The following is a 21179-nucleotide window of genomic DNA, read 5'->3' on the forward strand; positions in this document are numbered from 1 at the left end:
GTGACGGCATGACGCTGGACGTGGCGCAGCTGTGCGCGCAGCTCATCCGCTTCGACACCACCAACCGCGGTGGCGGCGACTGCGCGGGCGAACGCGAGGCCGCCGAACACGTCGCGGCGATCCTGCAGGACAACGGCGTCCCGCCCACGCTGCTCGAACCCGCGCCACGCCGCACCAACGTCCTCGCGCGCATCCCCGGCACCGACCCGTCCCTGCCCGCCGTGCTGGTCCAGTCCCACCTCGACGTCGTGCCCGCCGACGCGGGCGAGTGGAGCTTCGACCCGTTCGCCGGCGAGATCCGCGACGGGTTCGTGCACGGCCGCGGCGCGGTCGACATGAAGGACATGGCCGCCATGACGCTGGCCGTGGTCCACCGCTGGCACACCGAGGGCCGCCGGCCGCGCCGCGACGTGGTGCTGGCGTTCGTCGCCGACGAGGAGGACCAGGGCGTGTACGGCGCGCACTGGCTCGTCGAGCACCACGCCGCCCACTTCGCCGGGGTGCAGGCCGCGATCAGCGAGTCCGGCGGGTTCTCCTTCGAGGCCGGCGGTGTGCGGCTCTACCCGGTCGGCACCGCCGAGCGCGGCACGTCGCACATGAAGCTCACCGCCGTCGGACGCGCGGGCCACGGATCCCGCAAGAACCCGCAGAACGCCGTGACAGCGCTCGTCACGTCGTTGGCGCGCATCGCGGCCCACGAACACCCGGTGCGCCTGACGCCCACGGTCGAGGCGTTCCTCGTCGGCGCGGCCAAGGCACTCGGCGTGGAGGCCGACCTCGACGACGTCGACGCCACCATCGCCCGCCTCGGACCCGCCGCCAAGCTCGTCGAGAACACCGTGCGGTGCTCCACCACGCCCACGATGCTGCAGGCCGGGTACAAGGTGAACGTCATCCCCGGCACCGCCACCGCGCAGCTCGACGTCCGCACCCTGCCCGGCACCGTCGAAGAGCTCGAAGCCACCATCGACGCGCTGCTCGAACCCGGCGTGACGCGCGAGTTCCTCGAACACCAGCCACCCGTGGAAGCCCCCGTCGACACGGCGTGGTTCGCCGCCATGGCCGAGGCGTTGCGCGACGAGGACCCCGACGCCGTCGTCGTGCCGTACTGCCTGGGCGGCGGCACGGACGCCAAGGCGTTCAGCCGCCTGGGCATCCACTGCTACGGGTTCGCGCCGCTGTCGCTGCCGGCCGGGTTCGACTACCGCGCCATGGCCCACGGCGTCGACGAACGCGTCCCCGTCGCCGGCCTGGAGTTCGGAGTCCGCGTGCTAGACCGCTTCCTGTCGAGCTGACCTGCGCTCGGCCAGCTCCTGCACCGGCGTCGGCAGCGTGGTCTCGAAGTCGATCAGCTTCGCCCACGTCGGCGTGACGACGATGCGGACCATGCCGTCGGTGTAGAGCGAGCGCACCTCGCGTTCCCACTCCACCCGCTGCTCCGGCGTCATCGCGTAGCTGCCGTTGATCTGCAGGTACTCCTCCGGAATGCCGTCGGTGGGATCCAGCTCGGCCGTGCCGCGGATCAGCAGGATCTTCGGCGGGTGCACCTCGGTGTCGATCGTCAGCGCCACCGCCGGGTTCGCCCGCAGCGAGTGCAGCTTCGGCGCGTTCTTCGACGTGCACAGCACGATCTGCTCGCCGTTCCAGGCGAACGCGATCGGGATCGAGCGCGGCGTGCCGTCCTTGGCCACGTACGCGAGCCTGGCCAGGTCGCGGGCCAGCAGCTCGCGGCTCAACGGGCGGTTCAGGACCTCGGCGATCTCTTCTGTCGTCATGCCACGGGGACGCAGCGGGCCCGGCGTTCTCTACACCCGGTCCGAAGATTTTTTCAGCGAGGCGGCAACGGCAGCGGAACGGCGGGCAGACCGTCGATGCTGGCCTGGTTGTAGGGCTTCTTGCCGGTGTACTCACGGAACTCCTCGTCGGACTTGCGGCCGAAGTAGTCCGCGTGCAGCTCGCGCTCGCCGCGGTAGTCCATGAACGGCACCGCGAACCCGCACGAGTCGGAGATCAGCTCGGCCCTGACCACGATCACCGCCCGCACCGCCGGCCCGTCCGCCGCACCGAACCGCGCCACCAGCTCACCGAACCGCGGGTGGTCGCGGAACACCGGCTCACCACGCCCGTGGATCCGCAGCACGGTGGGCGGTCCCTCGAACGCACACCACATCAACGTGATGCGGCCGTTCTCCCGCAGATGCGCGATCGTCTCGGCGTGGCTGCCACCGAAGTCGAGGTAGGCCACCGTGCGGTCGTCGAGGATCCGCAACGTGCCCTCACGGCCCTTGGGCGAGAGGTTGACGTGCCCGTCACCGGACAGCGGCGCGCTGGCCACGAAGAACACCTTCTGGTTCTCGATGAACTCCCACAGCCGCAGCTCGATCCGCTCGTATTCCTTACCCATGATCCGCAGTATCGACCGGCCCGGCGGCACCTGTCAGCCGTGATTCCCAGGTGCCGGACCAGCTCACGCCCGCCCCGACGCCGCCTTCGCCGCCCGTTCCACCCGCTCCCGGTAGGCCGCCCAGTCCTGGTCCGGCAGGTTCGACACCCCGTCGCGCAACCCGGCCATCCCGTCCAGGCCCTCGCGCAGGATGTCCGCGTGCCCCGCGTGCCGGTTCGTCTCGGCGATCATGTGGACCAGCAGCAGGTGCAACGTCACGTACCGGCGCTCCTGCGGCCACCACGGCACCACACCCGGCGCGTCCAGCGGCAGCTCGGAGATCACGCCGTCGGCGAACTCCGCGACCCGGCCGTACAACGCCAGAACGTCCGCACGCGACTCGTCCGCGGTGGCGAACATGTCCGCGTTCGGGTCGGTGCCGTCCACGATCTTCTCCAGCCACGGCAACGTCTCGGGGAACTTGCGGCCCATGCAGTCGCCGAAGTACCCCTGCTCGGTGGTGGCCAGGTGCTTGACCAGCCCCAGCAGGTTCGTGCCGGTCGGCGTCAACGGGCGGCGCACGTCGTACTCGGACAGCCCGTCGAGCTTCCACAGCAGCACCTCCCGGGCGGTGCGCAGATAGCGGTGCAGGTCGGTTTTCGGATCTGAGGCCATGACGGTCAGCCTTTCAGAGCAGGCGCCGGCTGCGCCGCGATTTTCGCCATTCCGAGCACCAGCAGGTCCAGGTGATCGACCACCGGCCCGGTCTCCACGAGCGCGGCCCGCGCCAGCCGCGCCCGCCCCGCCTCGAACTCCTCGGCCGACAACGACCGCAGCAACGTGTCCGCCTCCTGCCGCACGCTGGAAGCCTTCTGCGCCAACGACTCCGCCGTCACCTGAGGCACCGCCTCCAGCCGCCGCACCACGAACCCCAGCCCGTCGGCCGCCTCCTGCACGGTGGGAAACGACGCCAGGCCCCGCACCGCCTCCGGGAAGAACCGGAACAACGCGATCCCGTGATGGCGCTCCCGGAACAACGACCGCAACACCACGACCCCGCCCGGACGCAGCACCCGTCGCAGCTCCGCCCCGGCGGCGGGCAGGTCCCGCACGTGATGCACCACGGTGGACATCCACACCACGTCCACCGACGCGTCCGGCAACGGCACCGACTCCGCGTCGCCGGCCAGCATCTCCAACCCCGACACCGACCTCATGTCCGGCGACGGCTCCACCGCGACCACCGACACGTCCGGGAACCACGCCCCGAACGCCCGCACGAACAACCCCGTCCCGGCCCCCAGGTCCAGCACCGTCCGTCCCGGCAGGAAGTACGGCGCGACCGCGTCCCGCCACGACGACAACCCCGTCAGCGAAATCTCCCTGGCCAGCCGATACGAGGTGGCCTCCACAGCGTCGTAGCGCGTCATCCGACCACGCAACCGCACCACAGCACCCGAAGCACGCGTTCGAGAACAAAGTCACCAATCCCACCTGATAACCCCATACGGATGGCGGGATGACAGCGCGCCTTCACACGCACTTCACTTGGCGGAGCCATGTCCCTGCCGTGGTACGAAGGGTTGCCCTGCATGCGAAAGAACCACCTCAGACCCCTGATCGGGGTCACCGTCGCCGCGAGCGTCGTGTTCGCCATGGGAGGCGTGCCCACCGGCGCGGTCCCCGGCGCCCAGGAGACGTCGACGAACTACCAGGTCAGCAACGTCCGCACGGTCGACCAGCGCACCAAGCTCGCCAAGTCCGGAGCCGCGATCGACTCGGTCGAGGAACACGGCATCGTCGTGATCACCGCCACCGAGCGGGAGGTCCGCAACCTCAAGGCCCAGGGCTTCGACGTCACCGAGCTGCCCAAGCGGATGGAGGCCAACTCCGAGATCGGGCCGTTCGACTTCCCCGCCGCCGACTCGAACTACCACAACTACGCCGAGATGACCGCCGAGATCGACTCGGTCGTCGCCGCGTACCCGAACCTGGTCTCCAAGCAGGTCATCGGCAAGTCCTACGAGAACCGCGACATCGTCGCGCTCAAGATCAGCGACAACGTCGGCGTCGACGAGGACGAGCCGGAGGTGCTGTTCACCCACCACCAGCACGCCCGTGAGCACCTCACCGTCGAGATGGCGCTGTACCTGCTCAACCAGTTCACGAGCCAGTACGCGACCGACCCGCGGATCAAGGGCCTCGTCGACAGCCGCGAGATCTGGATCATCCCGGACGTCAACCCCGACGGCGGCGAGTACGACATCGCGACCGGCACCTATCGGTCGTGGCGCAAGAACCGGCAGCCCAACGCCGGTTCCAGCAACGTCGGCACCGACCTCAACCGCAACTGGAACTACAAGTGGGGCTGCTGCGGCGGCTCCTCGGGCAGCACCGGCAGTGAGACCTACCGCGGGCCGAGCGCGGAGTCCGCGCCCGAGGTGAAGGCCGTGGCCGACTTCGTGCGCGGCCGCAACGTCGGCGGCAAGCAGCAGATCACCGCGTCCATCGACTTCCACACCTACAGCGAGCTCATCTTGTGGCCGTGGGGCTGGACCTACGACGACGTCGCACCGGGCCTGACCCAGGACCAGCGCGACACGTTCGCCAAGATCGGCCAGGACATGGCCGCCAGCAACGGTTACACGCCCGAGCAGTCCAGCGACCTGTACATCACCGACGGGTCGATCCCCGACTGGCTGTGGGGCACGCAGGGCATCTTCGCCTACACCTTCGAGATGTACCCCGGCTCGTCCGGTGGCGGCGGCTTCTACCCGCCCGACGAGGTGATCCCGGCGCAGACCTCCCGCAACAAGGAGGCCGTGCTGCAGCTGCTGGAACGCGCCGACTGCCCGTACAAGGCCATCGGCAAGGAGCAGCAGTACTGCGGCATCACCCCGCCCAACCCCGGCAAGTACTTCGAGAACACCACCGACTTCCCGATCAACGACAACAGCACCGTCAACTCGCCGATCACGGTGTCCGACGTGACCGGCAACGCGCCGGCCACGCTCAAGGTCGGCGTGGACATCAAGCACACCTACCAGGGCGACCTGAAGGTCGAGCTGATCGCCCCGGACGGCAGCTCCTACGTCCTGCACAACCGCACCGGCGGCGGCACGGACAACATCAACACCACCTACACCGTCAACGCCTCCAGCGAGGTCGCCAACGGCACCTGGCAGCTGCGGGTCAACGACAACGCCAACCAGGACACCGGGTTCCTCGACAAGTGGAGCCTGCAGTTCTGACGTGACGGGTCAGGGCGCCGGCACGCCGGCGCCCTGACCCTCGTAGTCCTTCACGTCCATCGAGTCGTGCAGCCGGATGCCCTTCGCGTTCAGCTTGGCCAGCGGCCGCACCAGCCACGACGGCAACGACGTCACCAGCTGCATGCCACGTACCAGCGTCCACACGCCCGCGCGCGTCGTCGGGATCAGCGTCTTCGCCACCCCCAGCGCGAACGCCCTGCTGGCGTGCACCAGATCCCGCATCTCGTGCTCGTAGCGCGCGAACGCCGCCTCGTGGTCCGCGCCCGACGCCAGCTCACCGGCCAGCACGTACGCGCCCAGCACCGCGAGGCTCGTGCTGCCTCCGATGGCCGGGCCGGGGCAGTAGGCCGCGTCGCCGACCAGCGCCACCCGCCCGCGCGACCACTTGTCCTCACGCAGCTGCGTGATCGAGTCGAAGTAGAAGACGCGGTCGCTGCCGAGGTAGGTCAGCCACTCGTCGACCTGCGGGTGCAGACCCGCGAACGCCTCCCGCAGCAGCTGCTTCTGCCGTGCCACGTCCCGGTGGTGGTACTCGAGCTCGGGCGAGCGGAACAGGAACACCGCCCGCGCGTCGTCGATGTGCCGCGCCCCGTAGACCTGCGCGCTGCGCCCCGGCCCGATGTGCCCGGACATCGCACCCGGAACCCCCAGCTCCCGCGGCACCGACAGCACCGCGAGATACGCGCCCGTGAACGTCTTGGCGACCTCCCCGAACACCAGCCGCCGCACGTTCGAGTGCAACCCGTCCGCCCCGATGACCAGGTCGAACCGCCGCGGCGACCCCACCTCGAAGGTGACGTCACCGTCCTGGCCGATGGACGTGATCGAGTCACCGAACACGTACTCGACGTCCGAGCGCGCGGCGTCGTAGTAGATCTCGCTCAGATCGTCGCGCATCACCTCGACGTGCCGGTCCGACGCGGCGGCGAAGATCTTCGTGACGTCACCGGTGACGGGCTTGCGCGTGCCCTCGCGCAGGAACGACAGCCGCTCGGTGCCGGTGGCCAGCGACTCGATGCGCGGCAGCACACCCATCTTCTCCGAGATGTCCATCGCCGGTTTGAACAGGTCCACCGCGTGCCCGCCGGTCTTGCGCAGCACCGGTGACCTCTCCACCACCGTCACCTCGTGCCCGTGGTGAGTGAGCCAGTAGGCGAGCACCGGACCCGCGATGCTGGCGCCCGAGACGAGAATCCGCACCTCAAACCCCCCTTACTTAACGGTCGGTAAGTGACCTGTCCGCGAGCCTACACCCGCACTTACCGACTGTTAAGTAAGATTCGGGCCGTGGCCAGACAGTCCGACACCAAGCAGCGGATCCTGCAGACCGCGCGCGAGCTGTTCGCCACCAAGGGCGTGCAGCAGACCAGCCTGCAGGAGATCGCCGACCGCCTCGGCATCACCAAACCCGCGCTCTACTACCACTTCTCCTCACGCGAGGAGCTCGTCCGCAGCATCGTCACCCCGCTGCTCGACGACGGCGAGGAGTTCCTCACGCGCATGGAACAACGCGGCGACGTGCCGCCCCGCGAGCTCGTCGAGGGCTTCTTCGACTTCCACCACCGCCACCGCGCCGACGTCCTGCTGCTGCTCACCGAGATGACCACCCTCGCCGAGCTCGGCCTGATCGACACCGTGCTGGCCTGGCGGGCCCGGCTCACCCGGTTGATGTTCGGGCCGGAACCCACGCTGGAGCAGGAAACCCGCGCGGTGCTCGCGTTCGGCGGCATGCAGGACTGCACCATGCAGTTCCCCGACGCGCCGTTCGACGAACTGAAAGCGGCCACTGTCAAAGCCGCGTGCGCCGCGCTGGCGATCAGCTGAGGGAGCGCGCCCACACCCCGCCTTAGGATCTGCGGGACGAGGTGAGAACCCGGTCTCGAAACCGGTCTCACCGGCCGTGGACGCGAGGTAGGGTCCGGGCACCGAATTCACGCGGGGAGAGAAATGCGCGCCGTCGAGATCAGACCTGGGGTCCGGATCCGCTGGGTCGAAGTACCGGGTGCCACGCCCGCTCGCGTCTACCTGCACGGCCTCGGCGCGTCATCGGCGCCCTACTACGCCGAAGCCGTCGCGCACCCGCTGCTCGCCGGCCGCCGCAGCCTGATGATGGACATGCTCGGCTTCGGCATCAGCGACCGGCCCACCGGCTTCGCCTACTCCCTGGAAGGCCACGCCGACGCCCTCGCGGTCGCGCTGGCCAAGATCGGGCTGCGGCGCAGCGAGATCATCGGCCACAGCATGGGTGGCGCGGTCGCCATCGTGCTCGCCGCACGGCACCCCGAGATGGTGCGCTCGCTCGTCCTCGTCGACCCCCACGTCGACCCCGCCACGCCCGCGCTCGGCGCACCCGGCAGCCGCGGCATCGCCGCCTACGGCGAGGCCGACTTCCTCTCGCACGGCTTCGACCGCGTGCTGCGCGACGTCGGCCCGCACTGGGCGGCCACCATGCGCATGGCCGGCCGCGAAGCCCTCTACCGCAGCGCCGTCGACCTCGTCCGCGGCACCTCCCCGACGATGCGGAAGCTGTTGCTGGAGCTGGAGATCCCGCGCGTCTTCCTGCACCCCGAGGACGCACCGCCCTCCGGTGCCCGCGAGCTCACCGCGGCCGGTGTCCAGGTCATCTCCGTGCCGAACACCGGCCACAACATCATGATCGACAACGTCGAGGGCTTCGCCCGCGCGGTCGCCCAGCAGCGCCTGTCGGTCTAGCAGCGGCGGCCGGTGTACGCGCTCCAGCCGTCCTCGCCGAGCGCGACCCGGCCCATCGCACGCGTGCACCGGTTCACGGAGTCCGCGGGCTTGGACCACACCTCGCGCTGGTTGAGCCGCCCGGTGACCTTGCCGTGGTCGACGTTGTCGTCGGTCGTCACCGCGGTGACGACGTGGAAGTCGTCGTGCCGCGCGGCCCAGTCCGCCCACACGAACACGTAGCTCCAGTTGGTGCCGCAGCCCGCGAACTGCTTGACCGACGCGGCGGTCGAGCCGTCGGCGAACTTCACGTACGCGGTCGAGCCGATCTGCTGGGCCGAGGAGCAGCCCGGCGGCGTCTCCGCCTGCGCCACACCGGGCACGAGCAGCGCCGACACCGCGGCGGCGGTGATCAGTAGTGCCTTCTTCATGATCGGCACTCTCGCACCGGCCACTGACACCGCGCTGACACCTCACCCGGAATCGGCGTAACAGCCCACCGATTCACGGCGACTTCCGCACGGACCGACTACGTGAAAGCAGGTGGGCAATGCCGTCGACGCGCACAAGTGCCGAAAACTGGATGAAACTGCCGCACGTCCTCAAGAACAAACTGGACACCATCTCGTTCGACGAGAAGAAGGTCGCCGTCAACTACAGCGGCAACGGAGCATGGGTGTATCTCGAAGGCATGCGCGTGAGACTCGGCGACGAGGTGTTCGCCGCGCACATCACCATCACCAAGTCACCGGTCTCGAACGCCAAGGTCGACAGCGACCCGTGGACGTTATGCCACCTCACGCTGAATCGCGCCCACAACAGCCATGTGTTCTACGAATGGGACGAGAACGCCGCGAAGTTCCGGAAGACCACCAATGTGATCGACCGCGATGGAAAGCACCGCGCCGCCAAGGAGCACTTCCGGATCGACGACTCCCAGATCAACGACCCCGACCTCGTCAACGCCGTCAAAGAAGACATGCGGCTGATTTTCGACAGTCTCGTCTGAGTCCGGCGCGCTCGCTCAGCGTCGTTTCCCTGCACCTGCCTGACTCCACTGCACCGGACGGGTCAACGAATTCGGCAGTTTCGTCCTCGCGTCCCCGCGCGCGGCGTTGACCTGCGGCTGCGTCAGGAACAGGCAGGTGCTCAGATCCGCCCCCGACAGGTCCGCGCCCCGCAGGTCGGCCCCGATCATGTCCGCCCGCGTCAGATCGGCGTTCGCGAGATCCGCGCCGATCAGGTAGGCGCCGCGGAAGTCGGCGTTGCTGAGGTTCTTGTTCCGCAGCCGCGCGCCGATGAGGTCCGCGCCCCGGTACGACTTCGCGCTCGTGCGCAGCCGTTCGCTGGTCCGCAGCAGCAGGACGTTCACCTTCGCCCGGATCTCCGCGACGTCGAGCCGCAGGATCTCGTCCGGGTCCGCGACCGTGTGCCGCTCGACCTCCGCGTAGGCCTCGCCGAGGTCCTCGTGCGGGTCGAGGCGGCGCGCCTCCGCGAGATACCAGAGCAACTCGTGCAACTGCCGCACGACCGGGAACACCGCGAACATCTTCTCCCGCTCGCCGGTGCGCCAGTCGTTGCCCCGGAACACGACCTGCGACACCCGCTGACCCGCACCGAAGCAGTCGTACACCGTGCAGCCGGGATACCCCTTCTGCCGCAGCTGGTCGTGAATGCCGCACCGGTGGTCGGCCAGCAGGTTGCGGCACGGCGTGCCGGCGTCCTTGGTGGCCGCGAAGTCCGCCGACTTCGTGAACGGCAGCGCCACACAGCACAGCCCGAAGCAGTTGGCGCAGTCGCCCTTGAGCTCGTCCATCGGTGATCAGCCTACGCATCCGCAGGTCAGCCGTACTACCGGCCGCACCGTCACTCCCGCTGCCCCGCCCGGCGCAGCGCCCGCAACTCGGCGGCCGTCTCGTCGAGCTGACGCTCAGCCCGTTCCGCGCGGGCCAGCGTCTGCGCCCGCGCGTCCTCCACCGCGGCCAGCGCCTGCCGCACCGCCGCCACCTGGTCAGCACCTTCCTGCCTGACCTGCGCCAGCCGAGCGTCTACCTCGCCGCGCGACCGTTCCAGTTCCGCACGGACGTCCGCGGCGGCCTGCTCGGCCCGTTCCGCGCGCACCACCGCCTGATCACGAGCCTTGGCCGCCCGGCTGACGGTCTCGGCCGCCTCTCGCCGTGCCAGCTCCACCTGCGCGGCGGCCTCGGCGCGGGCCTGTTCAGCGGCCTGTGCCGAGGCCGCGGCTTCCTCGCGGACTCGGTCGATCTCGGCCTGGGCCTCGGCACGAGCCTGCTCGATCTCCTTCGCGGCCTGCCTGCGCGCCTGTTCGGCGTGCTTCACCGCATCGGCCCGCGCCTGTTCCGCCGCCTCCTGGGCCTCCCGCACCTTCGCGTCCGCCTCGGCCCGGATCTCCTCGATCACGGCCGCCGCCTGCACCCGAACCTCGGCGATCTCCGCCTCGGCCCGTTCGCCGGCGATCCGTGCCGCCTCGCGAGCCTCGTCCCGCTCGGTCAGCGCCGCGTCCGCGGCCTCGTCGGCTTCCTCCGCCGCCCGCACCGCCTGCTCGGTCATCTCCTCAGCCGCCTTGCGCGCCTGCTCCGCCTCGTGCCGGCGACGTTCGGCGGCCGCCAGCTCGGACCGCGCCTCCGCGACCCGTCGCGCGGCCTCGGCCTCCGCGGCCTGGACCATGTTCTCCGCGACGCTCGGGTCCGCCATCGCGTTCAGCTCGCCCACGGCCCGCCCGAGCGTCTGCGTCATTTGTTCGGACAGCACCCGGAAGCGGTCGAGAAGCTCTTCAGCCCTGATCTTGGCGGTACCGGAGACCCTCGGGAGATTCGTCACGGTGACGACCTCCATGTTTTGCTCGGGCTCCGCAGCCAGCCGCTGCCGCTCGCGCCACGCCCGCCAGCGCGTGTGCTCGGGCAGGTCGCAGTACTCCGAAGGCCTGCCCGGCCCGCTACCTCGGAAAACGGGGCGCTCACAGCCGGGGAAGTTGCAGCTCGTCTCCACCGCAATAGCGTAGCAGAATTACGTGTGTAGTTACGTTATTAAACGCAACGCTACCCAATTGGGGGTGGAAAGTCTGACCGCCGATAAGTGAACATTATCGGCGGTCAGAATCGGGTCGAGGACGGTCGACGCAACCATGTTCGCGGCCACCCTTCCCCTGTCGTGCGCCACGACTGCGACTGCGGGGACTTACGGGTCCGGGCTCGCCACCGAGCCCAGCCCATCCCCAGCACGCCAGCCACTAATGTCACGGTGACGCCACCTGGCAACGCACCCGCCGGGTAGTAACGGCCGTGGGGCTACCGCACCCTCCGTCGCGCCGCATGCACGCAGCGACCACGGTGACATTCGGCCAGGACATCGATCAGTCGATGCCTTCGACGATGCGGAAGTCGCGCTCGAAGCCGTCGGGGAGTTCGGCCAGCGCCTCCTGGTAGGCCGCGCTCACGCGTGCGGCGACCGCCTGTTCGAAGCTGTCGAACTCGATCAGGACGACGCGCTCGGCGATTCCGGCTTCGTGTGCTTCGACCCGGCTGCCGCCGCGGGCGAGCACCCGCCCGCCTGCGGCCTTGACGGCTGGACGTGCCAGTTCGTTGTAGGCATCAAGTTTCTCGGGGTCCTCGATGGTGGGGTAGACGCTGACCCAGTAGCCCTTGGGCATGGAACCTCCGGTGTTGGGATGAGTGCATCTGACTCACGGGTTGGCCTCGGGCGCGCGTCGGCGGGCGAGGGCGAACCTGCGACGTGCCCCAGCACCGAGAACGGGATGAGGACCAGCCCGGCGGCGAGTTCGTTTCGAAAACAGAAACGCCGCACGGATGCTAGTGTTTCGAATAACGAAACACTAGGAGGATCATGCCGACACCGCGTCCAGGAACACCGGTTCGCGGATCGACTACCGGCCGTCCCCTCATGGCCGCGATGGACCTGTTCGGCCGCCGGTGGGCGCTGCGAATTCTCTGGGAACTGCGTGCGGGACCGCTCGGCGCCCGCGCGCTGCTGGCACGGTGCGAAGGGCTGTCATCCAGCGTCCTCTACCAGCGGCTCCGCGAACTCGTATCGAGCGGGATCATCACCACCTCGGCCGATGGCTACGAGCTGACACGGCTGGGGACAGCGCTCCGTGATGCCCTCCGTCCTCTCGACGAATGGGCGATCACCTGGGCGCAGGAGCAAGAACACAACGATCAGGAGCCCACGGAGACCTGAAGATCTCGGTCGCTGTCTCGTCACCGAGCTCGCGGAGCGAACATTCGCCGAAGCGCCCGGATGCGCTCGGTCAGGTACGGCGCGGCTTCGCCGCGGGATGATCTTCCACAGGACACCCTGGATCGGTGTGGGGGACACATGGGCATCGACTTCGACTACGAGTTCTACGTGCACCGGCGGGACTCCGGTCGCTTCCTGGAGGCGGTCGCGGAGCTGTGCGACCCGCAAGAGTCGCGGTGGACGAACGTGCTTCTCCCCGACGGCGGATCGGTGAGGCTGCCGGGCAGCCATGGCTTCGTGAGCGACAAAACGGTCGCCGTGGCGAACGGCCTGAGCGAGAGTTTCGACCTTTCCCTGTGCTTCCCGCTGGACGAGCCGTTGCGGGCTTACCCGGACGAGATGGACCAAGCCGACGTGACCCGAACCTGGCCAGACGGCAGCAGCCGGGTCCTGGTGGGCTACATCTACCTCACCATCAGCGACACCCGCGCCCTCCTTCCGGATCACCTGCGGTTCGGGTTCATGCCCGCGGCCAACTCGCAGAGCCGGCTCTTCCTGATGTCGCCCTCCGTCCGGGAGACCTTCGCGACGCTCGCCCTGTCGACCGGCGCGTCGCTGTGCCTGCTCGACAGCGAACTGGGCCCGCCGATCATCGTGACGGCGCTGGGGCAGCGCGTCTGCACTCGAGTGCCCGGACCGTGCCTGCTGTGGAACCCCCGCGGGCACACCGCGGAAGCGTTCGAGGAGCTGTCTTCCTGGCTGGCCGGACAGTCCCTGGACCTGGCAAAACGGATCATCGGACCGCAGCACCCGCAGTTCCCGGCCGTCGTCGACAGCCTTGCCGAGTACGCACGGGTGCCGCAGCACCTCTGGATCGGCCCGTGAACGCGCCTACCTCGTACCGACCGCGTGCAACGTCGAGAGCACCAGAGCGCGGGTGACCGTGACGATCTCGCTCACGCGGACCTGTTCCTGCGGGCTGTGCGCAAGGCGCACATCACCGGGCCCGTACTGCAACGTCGGGATGCCCGACCCCGCGTACAGCCGGAGATCGCTGCCGTAGGGAGCGCCGCGCTCAGCAGGCCGTGTCCCGGTGACGTCCGCGTGCGCGGCGCCGACCAGGTGCGCGAGCGGATGCCCGGCGGCCAGGCGGCCGCTCGCGAACTGGCCACCGGGCCACGTCACGGTGGCGGGGTGCGTGCGCAGCCACGGGTCCGCCGCGCAGGCTTCGGCCACGCACTGCTCCAGGTCCGCACGGGCACTGGCCGGGTCCTCCCCCAGCCGCACACCCAGTCGTCCCTCGGCCACCAGCAGGTCGGGCACGGTGCTGGCCCAGTCGCCGGCCTGCACCGTGCCGACGGACAACGGGTACGGGACGGGGTAGGAGGACATGAGAGGGTCCGGATCGACGTTGCGGCGGATTTCCAGCCGGGCGAGGGCCTGGTGGATCGGCAGGTAGGCGTCGATCGCGCTGACGCCCACGTACCGGGTGCTGCCGTGGGTGGCGCGGCCCGGGACCTCGATGCGGAAAGTGAGCGCGCCGGCGTTCGCGGTCATGATCACGCCGCTGGTCGGTTCGGTGATGATGCAGGCGTCGCCGGTGTGGCCGCGCGCGAGAGTGCCGAACGCGCCGAGACCACCGTCCTCCTCGCTGACGACGAAATGCGCCGACACCCGCCCGCGCAGCTTCACCTCCGCCGAGCGGATCGCCGCCAGTGCGGCCAGGATCGCGACCACGCCGGCTTTCATGTCGCACGCGCCGCGGCCGTGCACCACGTCTCCGGTGACGCGCGGCCGGAACGGGTCGCCCACCCACTGCGCCGGGTCACCGGGAGGAACGACGTCGACGTGTCCTTGCAGGATCAGCGTGGGGCCGTCGCCCGGGGTACGGCCCACCAGGCCCCATGCCTCGGTGCGCGGGGCTTCGCCGCCGGGGAAATCGGGGTGCGCCCGCAGTTCTGGCAGGTTCATGGACCACAGGTCGACGTCGAGATCCGCCCGCTCCAGGTGCCCGGCCAGCACGTGTTGCAGGTCGGACTCCGCCGCGCTGCCCGTCACGCTCGGCACCTCGAGCAGCTCCAGCAGGAGCCGGCCGATCGCCGCCTCGTCGACTGCGGCCAGGGCGGCCGCCTCCACCTCGTTCGTCGTCACAAGCCGTGAGACTAGGTTCGTGCGAGCGATGCAAACAATTGCTGTTTCCGGCGAACTACGCCGGATTTTTGCGAATATCGCCACCCTGTGGCAAATCTTTGCGTGCTGACGCATCCTCTAAGCCGTGGACACCATTGACGAGGCGGTCATCCAGTGCGTGCTGCGCAACGCCCGCGCCACGTACGCCGAGATCGGCAAGGCGGCCGGGTTGTCGCCCTCCGCCGCCAAGAGACGTCTGGATCGCCTGGTGTCGACCGGCGCGATCCGGGGATTCACCGCCGTCGTCGATCCGCAGGCGCTGGCGTGGCACACCGAGGCGTTCGTGGAGGTCTACTGCGCCGGCAACCCCACGCCGGCCGAGCTGCGCCGCGCGCTGGACGACATTCCCGAGGTCATCGAGGCCTGCACCGTCTCCGGCGCCGCCGACGCGATGCTCTACCTGCTCGCCCGCGACATCCCGCACCTCGAACAAGCCATCCAGCGCGTCCGCGCCACGGCACCGATCCAGCGGACCGAGAGCGCCATCGTGCTGTCCCGGCTGCTGAGCCGGCCGCGCCTGTGATCTGCCGGGCGCAGCCGGCCCTCGTACGGGGTGCGGGCTAGCGACGCGTCAGCTTCGACCAGGTCAGTCGCACGACCACACCGGGCAGCGACAACAGCCCGCGCAGACAGCCGGGCCTCGCCTGCTCACGCCGGTGCCGTGACACCGGAACGACCGCACCCGGCCGGGACGGTGGCCGCAGGCCTAAACTTCGCATGTTGATTCAACCCTTTCAGGACGCCTGGGGTAGGACAACGAACCTGCGGACCCCTGACTGCCATCAGGGGTCCGCTCTTTTTTGTGCCTACGCACCGGAGCGTGGGCAGTCCCCACTATCGCAGTGATGATCACCGGAACCCGATCGCCCGAAATTGACGTCGACGAGCGGTCACAAAGAGAGCGGCAAGCGGTCATTCCATGCCATCACTGGCACCTAACAACGGTTATCCGTCTCAACAGGATTTGCCGTTTGGTGCAGGACATGCAGGTCAGGAGTCCAAGGAAGGCGATTTCGGTCTGGCTGATCGCACGGTGGTTATCCGGCGCACCCGACAGGATGCCGAGGTTGTCCGACCGGATCCGATATCACTCGAACAGGTGACGATCGAGCGAACTTGTTCCTCCTCCAAGGTCCAAACGAGACACTTGAGGCGGACACCGGTGGCAGCGGAACGAAAGGCGAAAAATGAATAACCGCACAACGCGGAGATAAGGGCGGGTACGGCTGACCCCAGTTCACGTCATCTCCCCCGGCCCCTGCCGGGCACTCCCCACCTCAGAGGAACCAATGGGCACCCGTCGCGGCGGACGTCAGCTGCCTACCTCGGTCAGCGACTACACGAGCCTCGACCCGTTCGCGGCCGAGCTGGCCTTCGTGCTGGTCACAGCCATCAAGACGCGTTATCCGGGGTTCAGCGACTTCCTGCGCGACCACATGGCCGCCCCCGGCGCGCCCGCGGGCATCGCCGGCGACCCCGCCGACCGCAAGGCGTTCGAGGACGCCAAACGGACGATGAGCAGGCACATCGGCCAGCCCGCCTGGGAGATCCCGAGGTGGGACTTCGTCGAGTTCGTCCTGACCCGCTGCGGTGTCGACGACGCGCAAGCACCACGCCCGCGCCTGGCCGGTCTCTGGCAGGCGTCACGCCGCTACCCGCCACCCGGCTACGACGGGCCGGTGCTGGCACCCGCCGGCGCACCGCCGCCGTTCCCCGGCGTCGACGAGCTGCCCAACGACAAGATCCGGGTCGAGATGCTGCTCAGCAAGCTGGCCCACGTGGAGAACAACGCACAGCGCCACGCCGAGAAGGCGGTGCGCGAGTTCCGCGAGGCGCACGAGACCAGCCTGAAGTTCTACGAACGCGAGCTGACCGACCTGCGCGCCCGGCTCGCCAACCGGCAGGAGTGCGAACGGGCCCTGATCCGCATCATCGCGGTCCAGGAGGAACGCAGCCGCAGCAGCGCCGAGCGCGAGCTGACCGACACCGTGACCAGGCTGCGCCGCGAGCTGGAGGACACCACCGCGGCGCTCACCAGGGAGAAGGCCGACCACAACCTCACCGCGAACCGGCTGGCCTTCGTGGCCGCGTGCCTGGACGCGGTGAGCTCGGGCGGCGACACCGACCCGGTGCTGTGGCTGCGCGACGCCGACTTCCCGCTCGGCGCGGACCTGTACAGCCTGCTCAACCAGCCGGAGGCGCCCCGCACCCGCACGGAACCCGAGGCCGTGACCCGGTTCCTCACCGTCTACCTGCGCACGTACCTCATCAGCTGGTTCGGTGACGCGCCCGACCGCGACGACACGGTCGGCCCGTATCGGGACATCGTGCGCAACGGCGTCCTGCCTCCGGTCGACGTGCTGGAGAACGTCCTGCAGCCGCACACCATCACGTTGCAGGTCGCGCATCCGCTGATGGCCGAGCTGGCTCCCGCCGAGAGGCAGCCGAAGGAGCTGACGGAAGGTGCCGCCGACGTCCACACGCTCGAAGTGCTCGGCGGCGAACACCGCACGGGCGTGATCGACAAGCCGGTCAACGTGGTCGACCTGGTCCAGAAGATCCGCCGTCCGGGGGACACCGCCTGAGCGCCAGGACGCTCAGCCGACGGCCATCGCCACCTCGTGGCCACGCCGCTGACACGCCCGATCCACGTCAGGGCGTGCGCCGCGAGCACGGGGACAGCGCACGATCAGCCGAGACGGCGTGACACCGGGAAGTCGAAGTAGGTGTCCGGATAGGGCTCGCCGTTGAGGGTGAAGTGCCACCACTCCTCGGGCAGGTTGCGGAACCCGGCCCGCGCCATCGCCGACCTGAGCAGCTGCCGGTGCTCCCGCGCCTGCCCGATGATCCGCGGGTCGTCGGTGTGCGCCAACGTGTCGAAGCAGTCGTAGCCGGTACCCATGTCGACGGTGTTGTCGGGAAACCGATCGGGCGCGTAACAGTTCACCAGCGGCTCCCCCGGCAGGTACGGCCGTTGATGGCGCACCGGCAGCCTCACGACCGTCAGGTCGAGCGTCGACCCGCGGCTGTGCCCGGACTTCTCCGCGATGTAGCCGTCCTCGAACAGCCGCGTCTTGTCGACCCGCGGGTAGAACTCGGTCTTCATCCGCTGGTCGGCGAGATCGCGGGCCCACCGCACGAAGTGGTCGACGGCGCGTTGCGGCCGGTAGCAGTCGTAGACCTTGAGCGTGTAGCCCTGCTTGAGCATCTCCCGCTGCACCGAACGCAACGCGAGCGCCGCGGGCCTGGTCAGGATGCACAGCGGCTGGCGGTAGCCGTCGATGCGGGTGCCGACGAAGTTGTGGTCGGTGAAGTAGCGGATGTCGTGCAAGATCGTCGGGTCCACGTCGCGCAGCACGACGAACCCGCTGGTGGCCTGAGCGGGCATCGCGAACGACACGGTCAGCAGCACGGAGAGCAGCAGGGCGCGCATGGCGCTCATCCAAGCAGCGCACGCGTCACCGGAGCAGTCCCGAGACCGCTGAGCGGAACCGGAAGGAACCATGGAACCCACCCCGATCCACGTCTCCGACGAGGTCCTCGACGACCTGCGCGCCCGCCTCGCGCGGACCCGCGCGCCGCTGGACGAGGGCAACGAGGACTGGTCTTACGGCGTCCCGGCCGCCTACCTCGGCGACCTGGTCACGTACTGGCGTGACGGATACGACTGGCGCGAGGCCGAAGCCGCCATCAACGCCTATGAGCACTATCAGGTGACCGTCGCCGGCGTCCCGGTGCACTTCCTGCGCAAGCCCGGCCGCGGCCCGAACCCCGTCCCGTTGATCCTCACCCACGGCTGGCCGTGGACGTTCTGGCACTGGTCGAAGGTGATCGACCCGCTCGCCGACCCCGGCGCGTTCGGCGGTGACCCGGCCGACGCGTTCGACGTCATCGTGCCGTCGCTGCCCGGTTTCGGGTTCCCCGGTCCGCTCACCGGCTTCCCGGACGTCAACTTCTGGAAAGTCGCCGACCTCTGGCACACGCTGATGACCGAGACCCTGGGCTACGAGAAGTACGCGGCCGGGGGCTGCGACATCGGCGGCATCGTCTCCAGCCAGCTCGGCCACAAGTACGCCGACGCGCTGTACGGCGTCCACATCGGCTCCGGGCTGCCGCTCGACTTCTTCACCGGCGACCGCGCCTGGGACTTCGCCCGCAACCGGCCGCTCACCGACGACCAGCCCGCCGAGATCCGCGCCCGCGTCATCGAGCAGGACCACCGGTGGGCCACTCATCTCGCCGTGCACATGCTCGACGGCGCCACTCTCGCGCACGGGCTGAGCGACTCACCCGCCGGTCTGCTCGCGTGGCTGCTGAAGCGCTGGCACGACTGGAGCGACGACGGCGGCGACATCGAGTCCGTGTTCACGAAGGACGATCTGCTCACCCACGCCACGATCTACTGGGCGAACAACTCCATCGCCACGTCGATGCGCTACTACGCCAACGCCAACCGCTACCCGTGGACGCCTTCCCACGACCGCACGCCGGTCGTGCAGGCACCGGTCGGACTCACGTTCGTCACCTACGAGAACCCGCCGGGCATCCACACCGCCGACGAACGCGTCCGGGCGTTCAAGTCCGGCCCGCTGGCCGGCTGGTTCAACCACGTCAACGTCAACGCCCATGATCACGGCGGTCACTTCATCCCGTGGGAGAACCCCGGGGCGTGGGTGAGCGACCTGCGCCGCACCTTCCACGACCGCAGGAACTGCGGCAGCTGATCACCTTCCGGCGACCGCCGCATCGCGTTGACGAGTCGCACCTGCGCCCTGGGCCACTGCCGGAGAGCTCCTGCATCGGGAGGGAGCGCGACGCCTCCGGCGGCGAGAACCTGGCGGTCAAGGTGACGACCTGGGCCGGACGCGGATCGCGCAAGGGGCGGCGACGCCGAACTCGGACCGTCCGACCGTCTGGAGGTGACGCGGCTCGCCGAGTTCTCGCCACCACGCCCAGGTCGGATGAGGTCCGCGTCCGAGCGGCGGCTTCCAACGCGCTGGGCTGGAAGACTCGCGACAGCGAGATGATGCTGATGACCGGCCGCGATACAGCTCCTAGACGGCCGGCCACGCCCGCAGCAGTGAGTCGAGCGCGTCCAGGGCACGCGTCCACGACGCCTCGACCCCGCGCGGGTGGCTGTGGAACGCCCCGGCGCGCTCCAACGAGACGTAGCCGTGGAACGTGCTGTGCAACAGCCGCACCGCGTCGGTCTGGTCGGGTTCCCACAGGTCGTAGCCGCGCAGGATCGCGCGGGTCATCTCGGCGTGCCGACCGGCCGCGCTGGTCGCCGCGGTGTCCGGGTCGAGCGCCATCTGCGTCGCCGCGTACCGGCCCGGGTGCTCGTGGGCGTACCGCCGGTAGGCGTGCGCGAACGCCACCAGCGCGTCCTTGCCCGAACGGCCCGCCAACGCCTCCGCGACCAGGTCCGCCAGCTCGGCCAGCGAACGCACCGCGAGGCGAACGCGCAGGTCGTGGGCGTTGCGGATGTGCGAGTAGAGCGACGCGTCCTTCACGCCGAAGTGCCGGGCGAGCGCGGACACCGTCACGTTCTCGAAGCCGACCTCGTCCGCCAGCTCCGCGGCCGCCTGCGTGAGGCGGTCGGCGGTGAGCCCCGCGCGTGCCATGCGCCACCCTTCCTAGGGTCCTTAATAATTTGCCTAGGACCTCTAGGTAAGCCTAGCGTTCCCAGGCGTGAAGCCGTTGACCGAACACGACATCCGCGCGTCCTTCGTCAATTCCACCAAGGGCGAGGCGAAGCGCATGCACGTCCCCAGGGATCTCGCCGAACGACCGTGGGACGACCTGGACTTCCTCGGCTGGCGCGACCCGGCCGCGCCCGACCGCGCGTACCTGGTGATCGAACTGCAGGGCCGCGTCGTCGGCATCGCGCTGCGCAGGGCGACGCAGGCCGGGCACGCGCGCAAGACGATGTGCGCGTGGTGCCTCACCACGCATTCCGGGGACGGGGTGTCGCTGATGACCGCGCGCAAGGCGGGGAAGTCCGGGCAATTGGGCAACTCGGTCGGCGCCTACGTGTGCGCCGACCTGCAGTGCTCGCTGTACCTGCGCGGGAAGAAGAGCGCGGGACCCGGCTCGCGGTTCCGCGAGTCGATCACGCAGGAAGAGCAGGCCGCGAGGATCGTCACCGGGGTGGCGGCGTTCCTCGCGCGGGTGGAGTCCTGATCAGAGCTCGAGCACCAGCTCGGCCGTGCAGGCGCGGGCACAGGGCCACGGGTCACCGCACTCGGTGCACCCGGTCGTCGCGGGCAGGTGCGTGTCCAGCACCTGGACCGCTCTGGTCCGGTAGCGCTCCAGGTCGGACTCCCAGTTGTGGCGGGAGGACGCGGTCGCACTCGTCATGGTCATCAGTCCTCGGGTCGAGCTGTCGGAGACCAGGATGCACCCGAGACGCACGAATTGGGCGG

At 69.3% G+C, this 21179-nt stretch carries 25 protein-coding genes; 11 read left to right on the top strand and 14 right to left on the bottom strand.

The window, feature by feature from the left end:
- Positions 1–8 precede the first annotated feature (8 nt).
- A complete protein-coding gene (locus ABZV40_RS10960; RefSeq protein WP_355438498.1) occupies positions 9–1295 on the top strand; it encodes a M20/M25/M40 family metallo-hydrolase in 1287 nt (428 codons plus the stop codon).
- Here ABZV40_RS10960 and ABZV40_RS10965 read toward each other — a convergent pair.
- From ABZV40_RS10965 to ABZV40_RS10980, 4 genes are all read right to left on the bottom strand, one after another.
- Positions 1272–1775 carry a pyridoxamine 5'-phosphate oxidase family protein gene (locus ABZV40_RS10965; RefSeq protein WP_355438500.1) on the bottom strand — a complete coding sequence of 168 codons (504 nt, stop codon included), beginning with the start codon at positions 1773–1775 and terminating at the stop codon, positions 1272–1274. The two genes, ABZV40_RS10960 and ABZV40_RS10965, sit on opposite strands and share 24 nt — an antisense overlap.
- Before the next feature lie 53 nt (positions 1776–1828).
- Entirely contained in the window at positions 1829–2404 is a 576-nt protein-coding gene (locus ABZV40_RS10970) for a pyridoxamine 5'-phosphate oxidase family protein (protein ID WP_355438502.1), read from the bottom strand.
- A gap of 63 nt (positions 2405–2467) precedes the next feature.
- The gene (locus ABZV40_RS10975; RefSeq protein ID WP_355438504.1) at positions 2468–3058 is read right to left on the bottom strand and encodes a DinB family protein; all 591 of its coding nucleotides are present in this window, start codon (positions 3056–3058) and stop codon (positions 2468–2470) included.
- 5 nt (positions 3059–3063) lie between these two features.
- Positions 3064–3813, bottom strand: a complete 750-nt coding sequence (locus tag ABZV40_RS10980) for a class I SAM-dependent methyltransferase (RefSeq protein ID WP_355438506.1) — start codon at positions 3811–3813, stop codon at positions 3064–3066.
- Positions 3814–3975: 162 nt separating this feature from the next.
- On the opposite strand from ABZV40_RS10980, the gene ABZV40_RS10985 reads away from it, so the two are divergent.
- On the top strand, positions 3976–5634 hold the full coding sequence (locus tag ABZV40_RS10985) for a M14 family metallopeptidase (RefSeq protein WP_355438508.1): 1659 nt from the start codon (positions 3976–3978) through the stop codon (positions 5632–5634).
- A 9-nt stretch (positions 5635–5643) separates the two neighbouring features.
- On the opposite strand, the gene ABZV40_RS10990 is transcribed toward ABZV40_RS10985, so the two are convergent.
- Positions 5644–6855: an FAD-dependent monooxygenase gene (locus ABZV40_RS10990; protein ID WP_355438510.1), complete on the bottom strand. Its 1212-nt coding sequence runs from the start codon at positions 6853–6855 to the stop codon at positions 5644–5646.
- Between the two features lie 87 nt (positions 6856–6942).
- On the opposite strand from ABZV40_RS10990, the gene ABZV40_RS10995 reads away from it, so the two are divergent.
- Positions 6943–7479, top strand: coding sequence for a helix-turn-helix domain-containing protein (locus ABZV40_RS10995; RefSeq protein ID WP_355438512.1), 537 nt, complete (start codon positions 6943–6945; stop codon positions 7477–7479).
- 123 nt (positions 7480–7602) lie between these two features.
- Positions 7603–8367 (top strand): alpha/beta hydrolase, encoded by a 765-nt coding sequence (locus ABZV40_RS11000; protein ID WP_355438514.1) that lies wholly within the window; start codon positions 7603–7605, stop codon positions 8365–8367.
- Here ABZV40_RS11000 and ABZV40_RS11005 read toward each other — a convergent pair.
- Positions 8364–8777, bottom strand: a complete 414-nt coding sequence (locus ABZV40_RS11005) for a hypothetical protein (RefSeq protein ID WP_355438516.1) — start codon at positions 8775–8777, stop codon at positions 8364–8366. The two genes, ABZV40_RS11000 and ABZV40_RS11005, sit on opposite strands and share 4 nt — an antisense overlap.
- A gap of 119 nt (positions 8778–8896) precedes the next feature.
- Between ABZV40_RS11005 and ABZV40_RS11010 the strand changes: the two genes are divergently transcribed.
- Complete coding sequence (locus ABZV40_RS11010) at positions 8897–9355, top strand: hypothetical protein (RefSeq protein ID WP_355438518.1); 459 nt, start codon at positions 8897–8899, stop codon at positions 9353–9355.
- Positions 9356–9370: 15 nt separating this feature from the next.
- Here the strand turns inward: ABZV40_RS11010 and ABZV40_RS11015 are convergent, their stop codons facing one another.
- The 3 genes from ABZV40_RS11015 to ABZV40_RS11025 all read right to left on the bottom strand — a co-directional run bounded on the left by ABZV40_RS11015 (position 9371) and on the right by ABZV40_RS11025 (position 12016).
- Entirely contained in the window at positions 9371–10162 is a 792-nt protein-coding gene (locus tag ABZV40_RS11015; protein ID WP_355438520.1) for a pentapeptide repeat-containing protein, read from the bottom strand.
- A gap of 50 nt (positions 10163–10212) precedes the next feature.
- Positions 10213–11355, bottom strand: a complete 1143-nt coding sequence (locus ABZV40_RS11020; RefSeq protein ID WP_355438522.1) for a hypothetical protein — start codon at positions 11353–11355, stop codon at positions 10213–10215.
- A gap of 364 nt (positions 11356–11719) precedes the next feature.
- Positions 11720–12016 (bottom strand): DUF1330 domain-containing protein, encoded by a 297-nt coding sequence (locus tag ABZV40_RS11025; protein ID WP_355438524.1) that lies wholly within the window; start codon positions 12014–12016, stop codon positions 11720–11722.
- 251 nt (positions 12017–12267) lie between these two features.
- Here ABZV40_RS11025 and ABZV40_RS11030 point away from each other — a divergent pair, with 251 nt between their 5' ends.
- Entirely contained in the window at positions 12268–12564 is a 297-nt protein-coding gene (locus ABZV40_RS11030) for a helix-turn-helix domain-containing protein (RefSeq protein ID WP_355438526.1), read from the top strand.
- Between the two features lie 138 nt (positions 12565–12702).
- Positions 12703–13449 (top strand): hypothetical protein, encoded by a 747-nt coding sequence (locus tag ABZV40_RS11035; RefSeq protein ID WP_355438528.1) that lies wholly within the window; start codon positions 12703–12705, stop codon positions 13447–13449.
- 6 nt (positions 13450–13455) lie between these two features.
- Here the strand turns inward: ABZV40_RS11035 and ABZV40_RS11040 are convergent, their stop codons facing one another.
- Positions 13456–14715: an ArgE/DapE family deacylase gene (locus tag ABZV40_RS11040; protein ID WP_355438530.1), complete on the bottom strand. Its 1260-nt coding sequence runs from the start codon at positions 14713–14715 to the stop codon at positions 13456–13458.
- Positions 14716–14839: 124 nt separating this feature from the next.
- Here ABZV40_RS11040 and ABZV40_RS11045 point away from each other — a divergent pair, with 124 nt between their 5' ends.
- Positions 14840–15277: an Lrp/AsnC family transcriptional regulator gene (locus ABZV40_RS11045; protein ID WP_355438532.1), complete on the top strand. Its 438-nt coding sequence runs from the start codon at positions 14840–14842 to the stop codon at positions 15275–15277.
- Positions 15278–15314: 37 nt separating this feature from the next.
- Here the strand turns inward: ABZV40_RS11045 and ABZV40_RS11050 are convergent, their stop codons facing one another.
- Positions 15315–15473, bottom strand: a complete 159-nt coding sequence (locus ABZV40_RS11050) for a hypothetical protein (protein ID WP_355438534.1) — start codon at positions 15471–15473, stop codon at positions 15315–15317.
- Between the two features lie 570 nt (positions 15474–16043).
- Between ABZV40_RS11050 and ABZV40_RS11055 the strand changes: the two genes are divergently transcribed.
- Positions 16044–17339, top strand: coding sequence for a hypothetical protein (locus ABZV40_RS11055; RefSeq protein WP_355438535.1), 1296 nt, complete (start codon positions 16044–16046; stop codon positions 17337–17339).
- 104 nt (positions 17340–17443) lie between these two features.
- Here the strand turns inward: ABZV40_RS11055 and ABZV40_RS11060 are convergent, their stop codons facing one another.
- Positions 17444–18196, bottom strand: a complete 753-nt coding sequence (locus tag ABZV40_RS11060) for a M15 family metallopeptidase (RefSeq protein WP_355438537.1) — start codon at positions 18194–18196, stop codon at positions 17444–17446.
- 61 nt (positions 18197–18257) lie between these two features.
- Here ABZV40_RS11060 and ABZV40_RS11065 point away from each other — a divergent pair, with 61 nt between their 5' ends.
- Positions 18258–19478, top strand: a complete 1221-nt coding sequence (locus ABZV40_RS11065; protein ID WP_355438539.1) for an epoxide hydrolase — start codon at positions 18258–18260, stop codon at positions 19476–19478.
- A 330-nt stretch (positions 19479–19808) separates the two neighbouring features.
- Here ABZV40_RS11065 and ABZV40_RS11070 read toward each other — a convergent pair whose 3' ends face one another.
- On the bottom strand, positions 19809–20378 hold the full coding sequence (locus ABZV40_RS11070; RefSeq protein WP_355438541.1) for a WHG domain-containing protein: 570 nt from the start codon (positions 20376–20378) through the stop codon (positions 19809–19811).
- Between the two features lie 67 nt (positions 20379–20445).
- On the opposite strand from ABZV40_RS11070, the gene ABZV40_RS11075 reads away from it, so the two are divergent.
- On the top strand, positions 20446–20937 hold the full coding sequence (locus ABZV40_RS11075) for an FBP domain-containing protein (RefSeq protein ID WP_355438543.1): 492 nt from the start codon (positions 20446–20448) through the stop codon (positions 20935–20937).
- Here ABZV40_RS11075 and ABZV40_RS11080 read toward each other — a convergent pair whose 3' ends face one another.
- Entirely contained in the window at positions 20938–21114 is a 177-nt protein-coding gene (locus ABZV40_RS11080) for a hypothetical protein (protein ID WP_156093641.1), read from the bottom strand.
- Between the last annotated feature and the right edge of the window lie 65 nt (positions 21115–21179).

This window comes from Lentzea sp. NPDC004782 (assembly GCF_040609115.1).
Lineage (GTDB): Bacteria > Actinomycetota > Actinomycetes > Mycobacteriales > Pseudonocardiaceae > Lentzea.

Coding starts and splice junctions, on each gene's coding strand:
- ABZV40_RS10960 (WP_355438498.1), top strand. CDS start 9: ATGACGCTGGACGTGGCGCAGCTGTGCGCGCAGCTCATCCGCTTCGAC.
- ABZV40_RS10965 (WP_355438500.1), bottom strand. CDS start 1,775: ATGACGACAGAAGAGATCGCCGAGGTCCTGAACCGCCCGTTGAGCCGC.
- ABZV40_RS10970 (WP_355438502.1), bottom strand. CDS start 2,404: ATGGGTAAGGAATACGAGCGGATCGAGCTGCGGCTGTGGGAGTTCATC.
- ABZV40_RS10975 (WP_355438504.1), bottom strand. CDS start 3,058: ATGGCCTCAGATCCGAAAACCGACCTGCACCGCTATCTGCGCACCGCC.
- ABZV40_RS10980 (WP_355438506.1), bottom strand. CDS start 3,813: ATGACGCGCTACGACGCTGTGGAGGCCACCTCGTATCGGCTGGCCAGG.
- ABZV40_RS10985 (WP_355438508.1), top strand. CDS start 3,976: ATGCGAAAGAACCACCTCAGACCCCTGATCGGGGTCACCGTCGCCGCG.
- ABZV40_RS11000 (WP_355438514.1), top strand. CDS start 7,603: ATGCGCGCCGTCGAGATCAGACCTGGGGTCCGGATCCGCTGGGTCGAA.
- ABZV40_RS11005 (WP_355438516.1), bottom strand. CDS start 8,777: ATGAAGAAGGCACTACTGATCACCGCCGCCGCGGTGTCGGCGCTGCTC.
- ABZV40_RS11010 (WP_355438518.1), top strand. CDS start 8,897: ATGCCGTCGACGCGCACAAGTGCCGAAAACTGGATGAAACTGCCGCAC.
- ABZV40_RS11015 (WP_355438520.1), bottom strand. CDS start 10,162: ATGGACGAGCTCAAGGGCGACTGCGCCAACTGCTTCGGGCTGTGCTGT.
- ABZV40_RS11025 (WP_355438524.1), bottom strand. CDS start 12,016: ATGCCCAAGGGCTACTGGGTCAGCGTCTACCCCACCATCGAGGACCCC.
- ABZV40_RS11030 (WP_355438526.1), top strand. CDS start 12,268: ATGGCCGCGATGGACCTGTTCGGCCGCCGGTGGGCGCTGCGAATTCTC.
- ABZV40_RS11035 (WP_355438528.1), top strand. CDS start 12,703: ATGGGCATCGACTTCGACTACGAGTTCTACGTGCACCGGCGGGACTCC.
- ABZV40_RS11050 (WP_355438534.1), bottom strand. CDS start 15,473: ATGCGAAGTTTAGGCCTGCGGCCACCGTCCCGGCCGGGTGCGGTCGTT.
- ABZV40_RS11055 (WP_355438535.1), top strand. CDS start 16,044: ATGGGCACCCGTCGCGGCGGACGTCAGCTGCCTACCTCGGTCAGCGAC.
- ABZV40_RS11060 (WP_355438537.1), bottom strand. CDS start 18,196: ATGAGCGCCATGCGCGCCCTGCTGCTCTCCGTGCTGCTGACCGTGTCG.
- ABZV40_RS11065 (WP_355438539.1), top strand. CDS start 18,258: ATGGAACCCACCCCGATCCACGTCTCCGACGAGGTCCTCGACGACCTG.
- ABZV40_RS11070 (WP_355438541.1), bottom strand. CDS start 20,378: ATGGCACGCGCGGGGCTCACCGCCGACCGCCTCACGCAGGCGGCCGCG.
- ABZV40_RS11080 (WP_156093641.1), bottom strand. CDS start 21,114: ATGACGAGTGCGACCGCGTCCTCCCGCCACAACTGGGAGTCCGACCTG.